General features: G+C 65.0%; 6 protein-coding genes. 1 reads left to right on the forward strand and 5 read right to left on the reverse strand.

Features of this window, described 5'->3' with window-relative positions:
* Window positions 1-417 precede the first annotated feature (417 nt).
* The 5 genes from VFZ20_RS09190 to VFZ20_RS09210 all read right to left on the reverse strand — a co-directional run bounded on the left by VFZ20_RS09190 (window position 418) and on the right by VFZ20_RS09210 (window position 8,815).
* A complete protein-coding gene (locus VFZ20_RS09190; RefSeq protein ID WP_329683564.1) occupies window positions 418-2,628 on the reverse strand; it encodes an AAA family ATPase in 2,211 nt (736 codons plus the stop codon).
* 511 nt (window positions 2,629-3,139) lie between these two features.
* Entirely contained in the window at window positions 3,140-5,680 is a 2,541-nt protein-coding gene (locus VFZ20_RS09195) for a vitamin B12-dependent ribonucleotide reductase (RefSeq protein WP_329683565.1), read from the reverse strand.
* Between the two features lie 1,158 nt (window positions 5,681-6,838).
* The gene (locus tag VFZ20_RS09200; RefSeq protein ID WP_329683566.1) at window positions 6,839-7,108 is read right to left on the reverse strand and encodes a hypothetical protein; all 270 of its coding nucleotides are present in this window, start codon (window positions 7,106-7,108) and stop codon (window positions 6,839-6,841) included.
* A 2-nt stretch (window positions 7,109-7,110) separates the two neighbouring features.
* Entirely contained in the window at window positions 7,111-7,416 is a 306-nt protein-coding gene (locus VFZ20_RS09205) for a hypothetical protein (RefSeq protein ID WP_329683567.1), read from the reverse strand.
* A gap of 538 nt (window positions 7,417-7,954) precedes the next feature.
* Window positions 7,955-8,815 (reverse strand): hypothetical protein, encoded by an 861-nt coding sequence (locus VFZ20_RS09210; RefSeq protein WP_329683568.1) that lies wholly within the window; start codon window positions 8,813-8,815, stop codon window positions 7,955-7,957.
* Between the two features lie 143 nt (window positions 8,816-8,958).
* On the opposite strand from VFZ20_RS09210, the gene VFZ20_RS09215 reads away from it, so the two are divergent.
* A partial coding sequence (locus VFZ20_RS09215; protein WP_329683569.1) for an ABC transporter transmembrane domain-containing protein occupies window positions 8,959-9,412 on the forward strand: 454 nt, incomplete at its 3' end.

Raw genomic sequence — 9,412 nt, forward strand, 5'->3', positions numbered from 1 at the left:
CTGTAGCGACGCTCGTTCGGTTGCGAGCGAATCGTATTCTGACTGTGACGGTCCGCACGCCGCTGTAAACAGCAGCATGGACAGTGCTACGCCGCGCGATGAGTGCATGTGAGGTGGACGTGCTTGGAGTTCACCGAGGAATGGGCGACGAGGATCGCCCGTCGCGCCACAACGGTAGCCCTGCCGGGCGGCACAGGTCAAGAGGAGAGGGCACGAAACAAAGAAACGCCAGCCCCAAGCTCCCGCCGCCCTGCTACACGATCCAGCGCAAGGGACGCAGCCGGTTCTGGGAGAAGATTGATCCGGCAGCCGAGTTGGTGTGTCTGACCGTGTATAAACAGAGTAAAACGGCCAGCCCCGCACTGATTCAATCGACTCTGCAACTGCGGTGAGCACCCGCAGTTGCCTTACCTCATCTCAGGCAGTTCCAACATCGCTCAAGAACCGCCGAATCTCAGGCGCGATTTCGTCATTGAGCAATTTGCTCGCGAGCCGGACAGAGTCACGCTCTTTCCTAAAACGCACTCCGTAACGACGGCATATGCAGTCCAGAAGTAGATCGCCGGGCACGAGCGAGAGTTTGTCATTCACCCACCGCCTCTCGATATCGGCCCGTTCTGCCTCTACCAGAAAGAGGATTCGGGACTCACGGTCAGTAATAGCTTGCTTGAGATGCTCCATCTCCTCTGACAAACGGCTAACGAAATCGTCCAGATTCTCCTCGGCTAATATGGCACGCCGGTCTGGATACACGGGCGTACATAACAGCTTGGCAACACGATTTCGGACCGTGAGAGGAAGCAACTCGTCCGCGCACTCATCCATGTCCCGAGCTACCTGCTCAGTGGAGATTTCCCTCTGCAGACTAACGTTCTCCGCTGCAAATCTCTCTTCTAAATATACAGCTATTGCGCGCGGGACAAGTAGATAATTCTCTATTTCTCGCCTCTCCAGTGCTATGAGTTGCGCTGTGTCTCCCAAACGCTCTTTGAGTTGGGCAACTTCCTGATCATCGCGCTCATCTCTATCGAGAAGAAACCAAATCGCAACTTGCCGCCGCGCAAGAAACTCCAATGTGTGCGTGTTAGCGTAATGGGCGAAATTCTTTACTCCTCCGATTGTGATGAAGCCGACGTTTGCACGTCCGAGATTTACATCCATCGTAGAGGCCCACTCGCGCACAATCTCCTCGTCGATTGGCCCTTCGACGAATACTAACCGATCATACATGAAGAGCGAACTAAGACGTAGCCCGAGTTCCTTTGGCAGGATGGCTTCGGCTTCTTCTGTGTCGATCTGCTCCACTTGTGTGGCTCCTTCTCGTGAAACAAGATAGACGTTCTTCATTTCGGCGGTATCGAGAAAATTGGTTGAATGTGTTGTAACGAAGATCTGACACCGCAGCCCGATACTTTTGAGATAGCGCAATACGGTTGTTTCAAGTGCGGGATGAAGATGTATCTCTGGCTCTTCTACCAACAACAAAGAGGGCTGTTTCAATTCATAGTCCAGCACAAGCCTCAACGCTTCGCGTATACCAGCACCATTCACCTGAACTACGAAACGATCAACATCCAGTTCGGCAGCATCTCCTCGTCGACCCACACCCTCAGCACGAAACGCATCAATCTCCACACCTAAAAGGTTCGATACAGTCTGTTGGATGCGCCGGAGTTGATCAGTTCCACCGCGGGATACCTTTAGCTCGAGCAGTAAAGATGCCTCAGCCCGGCCGATCGGTTCACGGCGTTCCGTCAAGTACAAAACTGGAATACCTGCGATCATCTCGAGTATCTGGCGGCTGTACGAGGGCAAGCGATCTTCATTTCCCGCGAACGTTTCTAGATTTGTGCGAAGTGGGCTGAGTTGCAGTGCCGTCGCCTCGGATTCCAAGTTTTCGGCCAGTTTAGCAGCCGCTACCTGGAAACGGTCGAAGCTCTCCGAGTTCCGAGCAAGTTCATTCAGTTGCGCCAAGAACTCGGGTGCGATAGTACCGTCATATGTTGAAACCGAGGAGTATGCACCGAAATCGAGCTTTACGCGTTCCCAACCCTCACGGTATCGACGCCCGGCTTCGGTACGCTTGCGCACTGCTTCAGCACCAGCGTACCGAGTCTTTGCTGACCGGGCATTCTTTGCGAGTTCGGCGGCGGCGGCCGGCGGTACCCGGACGATCAAATGCTCAGATATTACCCCAGCTTCGTTGATCCGAAGTAGCTTGATTTCGCGAACATACGCATACGCCGGAGTCTCGGGAGGGACGGAAACAGCAACTACGACAGCGAAAGGGGAGTCCAGATTCTCGACAGCATTACGCATTTGTGGCGCAACGGCCACGATCGATTCCCGGATCTGTCCCGCTTCATCCTCTGAAAGCTCAAAGGTTAAAATCAGATCGATGGGACTTTCAGCAACATTCCCGTGAAAGTCGAAGGTACGTCCAATCGGAGGGTCGATCGAAACAGCCTTGCCATCAGCGATGCATGTAAAGAACGCATTGATACCGAGGAGCAGATTCGATTTTCCGGCGTTGTTCTTTCCAATAAGGACATTCAGGGCACCGCAATTGTCTAGCACAACGTCTTCAACGCTACGGAACCCACGGATTCGAGCAGTGCTTAGGCGCATACTTCTCTGGTGGCAGGAGTAACGAAAGGAAAGATCTGTTTGTATGTGGATATAAGACGTCGCGATCAGAGTTGCAACCTTTGATTGCCCCATATGATCAAGCAGCTGTCACACCGCCGGCTCCAACCCACACCACGCGCGCCCGGCGGACTCCGTCACCAGGACCGCGTAGCTGTACCCGCTGCGGACCGCGCCACGCTTGGCCCACGCACCTTATCCTAGCGCACCCTCGCGCAGGCGTACGCGTTCGCCACGCACTCGCCGAAGTAGCGGCCCTTAGGACTCCGCGCCCGCGAGGCTCTGATACACGGGTTCGGCACGCCATGATACCGCTATTCGCCGCCGTGGTTGAACCTCACGCCGAGGATTCCGCCGTCGTCGTCATACGCGATGGCGGCGATGTTCGATGAGATCACGGGGGATGTAGTTCATCACGCACCTCCACGAGGGTTCCCGCAGAAAGGCCCGCGGCTCAACCAGAGCCGCGGGCCTCGTACAGCATCCGCTCAGCTCACCCACACTCGGAGTAGCCGCAGGCGTGGCACTTCTTGCAGCCCTCGGCGAACTCCAGCTGGCTGCTGCAGTCCGGGCAGGTGCCCATGAAGGTCTGCGCCTCGTGCTCGTAAGCGTGCAGGGGCAGCTGCGGCTGCGTATCCAGCGTCTCCGGCAGCGTCACCACCTCCGTCACCCCGCCCACCACCTCCGGGATCAGCTCCTGCTGAATGCCGGCCTTCTCGCGCTCGCGCAGGCCCAGCGCCTGGGCAATGGCATCGGGCACGGACAGCACCTTGTTGTCGCCGAAGCCGATGGCCCGGTCCGAGCTGATGCCCCGCAGCTGCTGGTACACGTCGTTCACGGGGATGCCAAACCGCAGCGCCAGCGAGATGAGCCGGCCGATGGCCTCCACGTCGGCCATGGCCACGGAGCCCGCCTTGCCCAGCGTGGCGAACACCTCGAACGGCTTGTGCTCCGTGTCCTCGTTGATGGTCACGAACACGTCGCCCAGCGGCGAGCTCATCTTGCGCGTGGTGCCGTTGAGCACGTTGGGGCGCTTGCGCTTCTGGCGCCGGGCCTGGGCCACCTGCGCCTCGCTGTCGCGCAGATCGGCGCGGAGTCGGGCGATCTCGCGCTCCAGCTTGGCCATGCGCTCCGCCTGCTCGGCCACCTTGGCCGCGGCCTCGGCGACCTTCGCCGCGTCCTCCGCCTGCTGCGCCGGCGTCTTGGTGGCGCCCGTGCTGAGCACCTGGCCGTCGCGGCTGCCGTCGCGGTACACCGTCACGCCCTTGGCGCCCAGGTCGAACGCCAGCTCGTAGATCTTGCGGACGTCGTCGACCGTGGCCTCGTGCGGGAAGTTGGTCGTCTTGCTGATGGCGCTGTCGCAGTGCTCCTGGAAGGCGCTCTGCATGCGCACGTGCCACTCGGGCGTGATGTCGTGCGCGGTGGCAAAGGCCCGCTGCACGGCCTCGGGCACCTCGGCAAAGTGGATGTGGCCCTCGCGGGCAATCCGCTCCATGAGCTCCGGGCTGTACCAGCCGCCGTCCTGCGCGAACTTGACGAAGTCCTCGTTCACGTCCGGCATGAGGCTGCCGGCCTGGTTGCGCATGAACGCCACGGCGAACAGCGGCTCGATGCCCGACGAGCATCCGGCGAAGATGGAGATCGTCCCCGTGGGCGCCACCGTCGTCACGTTGCAGTTGCGCAGCTTGCGCATGGGGCGGATGCGCTCGCCGTTGGGCGCGCGGGCAGCCGTCTCGTCCGGGCCCCAGATGCTCTGCTCCCACTCGGGGAACGCGCCGCGGATCTCGGCCAGCCGCTCCGACTCCTTCTTGCTCTCCTCGTCCAGGAACTCCATCACCCGGCGGCCCACCTCCACGCCGTCCTCGCTGTTGTACGGAATGCCCAGGCGAACGAGCAGGTCCGCGAAGCCCATCACGCCCAGGCCAATGCGGCGGATGCGGTTGGCGAGGTCCGTGATCTCCGGCAGCGGGTACTGGTTGGCGTCGATGACGTTGTCCAGGAAGTGCGTGGACAGGCGCGTGACCCGGCGGTACTCCTTCCAGTCCACCCGGTCGTACCAGGGCTCCGAGGCCGGCACGTCGTCACGCACGAAGGCGCCCACGTTCACGCTGCCCAGGTTGCACACGTCGTACGGCAGCAGGGGCTGCTCGCCGCAGGGGTTCGTGGCCTCGTACGATCCCAGGTGCGGCACCGGGTTGTAGAAGTTGGCCCGGTCGATGAAGAACACGCCCGGCTCGCCCGTCTTCCACGCGTTCTGCACGATCTTGTCGAAGATCATGCGCGCGTTCTTGTAACCGACGACTTCCTTCGTGCGCGGATTCACCAGCTCATAGTCCTCGCCCTTGCGCACCGCGTTCATGAACGCGTCGGTGATGGCGACGGAGATGTTGAAGTTGGTGATCTTGGTGATGTCCTGCTTGCAGTCGATGAAGTCCTCGACGTCCGGATGGTCCACCCGCAGGATGCCCATGTTGGCGCCCCGGCGCGTGCCGCCCTGCTTGACCACCTCGGTGGACGAGTCGTACAGCGACATGAAGCTGATGGGCCCGCTGGCCACGCCCGTGGTGCTGCGGACGATGTCGCCCGACGGGCGGATGCGGCTGAACGAGAAGCCCGTGCCGCCGCCCGACTGGTGCACCATGGCCATGGAGCGCAGGGTGTCGTACACGCCGCTCTGGCCGTTGCTCAGGGCGTCGTCCACGGGCAGCACGAAGCAGGCGCTCAGCTGGCCCAGGGGGCGGCCGGCGTTCATGAGCGTGGGCGAGTTGGGCTCGAACAGCCGGCGCGTCATCAGCAGGTAGAACTCGCGGGCCAGCTGGCGCACCTCGTCGCTGCCGGCGCCGTACTTGGCGTCGGCCTCGGCGATGGTGAGCGCCACGCGCCAGAACATCTCCTCCGGCTCTTCCACGGGCTTGCCGTTCTCGTCCTTGCGCAGGTAGCGCTTGGCGAGGACGATGCGTGCGTTGTCGCTGAGCTCCGCGCGGGGAAGGTTCACACCCGCGATCGGCGCCGTGGAGGGGGAGGGAGGGTTCATCGAGGACTCCTGGCCTTGGGTTCTAGGCGGACAGCAAATACGAAAAAAACAGATGCGGATCCAGCAATCGCGCGGCCTTCGCGGGGTCCGGAGCCCCGCCCGTACGCGCACCACATCTAGCGGGGGATGAAGGTAAGACCACTACATGTAGTGGTCAAGGCTCGCGTGCGCCCTGGCAACGTGTATGCCATTGATACCCCACGCCATGTGTTTCGAGCGATTGTTCAGCATCCGCGCGGGTTTTGGCGGATGGGAGACCGCGGTGCGGGCGCGCCGCGGCGGGAGCGATTCGGGATGGCTTCGGGCGGGAGGGCCGCCAGGATGGCACGTCCGGGGTGCTACAGGGTGCTACCCGGCCCATCGAGCACCACAACGGGTTGTGGTGTAGGGTCCAATCCGGGGACGCGGAGCCCAGGGGACGCCCCCTCCGGGCTCGCGGAGCTCGCCCACCTCCCCCAAAACCCCTGGGGGAGGTTGAACTGCAACGGATTCAGCGGAGTGGGATTCGCGTCCGCGGGACGCCGGTGGAGCCGCGATCCAAGCCTCCGGGCCGCGTCGGCCAGTGCCTCCGAACGGGTGTTGATCCGGGCGCGGAAGATAACGGCGGACGCATCGCCGGTCACGGGGTTGACACGCCTCCGCGCCGAAGCGGCCAGCGTAGCAGGGTGCTACAACCGGATGCGGCCGGTGGGCGGAATCGGGGGATGCGAGGAGGCGTGGAGGGGAGAAGGCCCACGTGGTGGAGGATGGATCCAGCCAGCCGCCGGGCGCCCCCCATCCCCTGCCCTTCCCCCATAAACGGCATGGGGGAAGGGAGGATCACACATCAAGAACGTCGGCAGGGTGTCTCCCGGCCCGCGAAGGGCTCTTTCGCGGGATGGGATGACCAGGCCCAGCACAAGCTGAGTTCCACGCGCTGAGCTGTCCCCACGAAAAACTCCTCCCCCGAAGTTGGGGGAGGGGTCGACCGCCGTTGCGAGGAACGAGCAAAAAGGCGGTCGGGGGAGAGGGCCCCCCGTCGCGCAGCGACGGTCTTTTCTTCGCCGATCTCACCCTCGCAGGATCTCCGCCCCGTGCGATCACTCCGTAGAAGTCTACACCCTCTCCCGCGCAGTTTGCGGGAGAGGGTGCGAGCGACAGCGAGCGGGTGAGGGCCCCTTACGGCATGTCCGTCTCGGCGCGGTCCTTGTCCTCGCCGGGGCGGCGCTCGTAGGCGCTCTCGTCGTCCACCTGGCGCACCTCGTTGGCGCTGTCCACGGCGTCCCTGCCGTGCGCCGTGGCGGGTGGGCCGGCGACGTCGTTGGGCGCCGGGCTGTCGGCCTGGAACTGCGCGCCGCGGTCGTTCTCGGTCACGTGCGGCGGATGCAGCTGTGAGCTTTCCGCGTCGCCGATCTCCTTGCGCGGGCCGGGCCCCGCGGTGCGCTCCATGGTCATCCGCCCACGCCCTCCTCGCGGGGGTCCGTGTTGCCGCGGGCCTCGCGCGCCTTGCCCGCGTCGCTGCCGCCCTCGTCGCCGTCAATGGGATGGCCCGCACGCGCGTGCACGGAAGGTTCGGGCTTGCCGGGATTGTGCGGCACGCCCGAGGCGGACATGGACTCCGCCAGCTGCTGCTTGTCGTGCAGCACGGAATCTTCCGCGTTGTACTTGCCGTGCCCGTGCTGGGGCAGGGTCTTGTAGTCCGTGGAGCCCGCCTCGCGCGGGTCGATGTTGTGCTGGTCAGGACGCTTGCCGGCCATGGTCGCGATCTCCTGGGTTGCGGGTCGCTAAGCTGTTGGGCCGCATGACTGTTCAGGAACCGTGCCGGACTGCCAGTGCGAAAGTGCGAAAGTACGAAAGTGCGAAAGTGCGGAAGTGCGGAAGTGCGGAAGCGGGTCCGCGCGGCGGGTGGGGGAGTGCGGCGGGGCGGGCACCGCGACCATCGAGACGAAGCCGGCATCGCGACGGAGCGGCTAAAGCCGCCGCTGGGACTGCGATAAGCCCTGTCTCGCGCTGACGCGCTCTGCGAACAGGGCTTCACCCGCGCAACGGCGACGCCCGCGCGGGGCCGGCCACCGCTCGTGCAGTTCTCCCCCTCCCCCGCTCCGCGGGGGCAGGGGGCCGGGGGGAGGGGGCCGCCCGCCCGCGGTAGAAACGTCCCTCCCCGCGTACGACCTCTCCCTCCGGTCCGTTCGCACTTTCGCACTTTCGCACTTCCCCGACAAGAACGCCGCCCCGCCGTTCACTCGGCGGGGCGGCGCATCACCAAACCGGGGCACGAAACCACGCCGCCGCCGTTCAGTCCGCGCGGCGGCGGACGCTCACGGGGCCGTCCAGGCGCACCGTGGCCGTGCTGCCGGCGGGGATCACGGCGTCGATGTCGTGCGACGCCACCACCACCGCCGTGCCCGCGCCCGCGCCCGCCACAGCGCCAATGGCCGTGCTGCGGCGGCTGCGGCCCAGCACCCGGCCCGCGATGGCGCCCACGGCCGCGCCGCCCGCCACCGTCGCCGCCGTCTGCCCGCGGCTCTGGCGGCTCTGCTTACGCACGGCCGGCGCGTCCACCATCGTCACGTCGATGGGGTACCGCTCGCCGTTGTACGAGATGGACGTGAGCGTTACCGAGATGCCCGCGTCACGCCCCAGCCCGCCCCCGGAGGCCACGGACCGCGTCACCCGGCCGCGCACGGTGGCGCCCGCGGGGACCACCGTGCGGCCCTGGTCGTCCGTCAAGGCGTGCGTGAGCGTGGTGCTGAACGTGCTCCCCTCGCTGGCGTAGCGCGTGCTGAGCGACTCCGTGAAGCGCACCGTCATGCTGGTGCCGCTGCTGGCCGTGCGCGTCACGTAGCGGGGGCCGGCCGGCTCCGCCGGGCGCGAGGGAGCAGCGGCCTGGGGCTTGGCGGCGGCGGGCGCGGGGGCCGGCGCCCGCGGCTGGCCGGGCGCGGGCGCCACGGTGCCGGCGCTGCTGTCCACCAGGGCCACGTCGCGCAGGGCCACCTCGCGCGTGCTGTCCGGCTGCAGGGCCAGGTCCAGGTCGCGCTCCAGGGCCTCACGCTCCAGCGCGGCCCGGTCGGTGTCCCCTCCGCCGCCGCAGGCGACCAACAAAGAGGACAGGGGCAGGGCCAGGACAAAGGCGGCAGCGAGGGTCTTGCGAGTCATGCCAACAGCTCCTTTTCCGCGTCATTGCTTGCAATCCGTCCGGGGCGAAGGTACTCTCACGCGTCGTCCTCGCCCCCCGGTCAGCATACACTCAGGGGCAACGCTTGTGCCCGCTGCTACAAACAGCGGGGGAAATCTGCTACATGCGAGAGCTCAAGGCCCTTTTGCCGTATCTGCGGCGCTACCGGGGCTCCATATCGCTGGGCCTGGGCGCCGTGGTGGTGTCCAATGCAGTGGGCAACCTGGGGCTGGAATACGTCAAGTACGGGGTCGATGCCCTGGACCGGGCCGGCTCCACGCGGGGAGAGGTGGCCCGGTACGCCGCCATATCCGTGGTCCTGGCGCTGCTGGCGGGCGCGGGGCGCTTCTGGATGCGGCAGATCCTGAACAGCGTGAGCCGCCGCGTGGAGCTGGACCTGCGCGACGACTTCTTTCATCGCCTGCTGCGGCTGGACGCGGGGTTCTACGCGGCCAACCCCACGGGCGAGATCATGTCCCGCGCGACGAACGACATCGCCGCCGTGCGGATGGTGGCCGGGCCGGCGTACATGTACCTCGCCAACACCCTCGTCTTCGGGACGATGGCGCTCGTGCGGA

This window comes from Longimicrobium sp. (assembly GCF_036280135.1).
GTDB lineage: Bacteria > Gemmatimonadota > Gemmatimonadetes > Longimicrobiales > Longimicrobiaceae > Longimicrobium.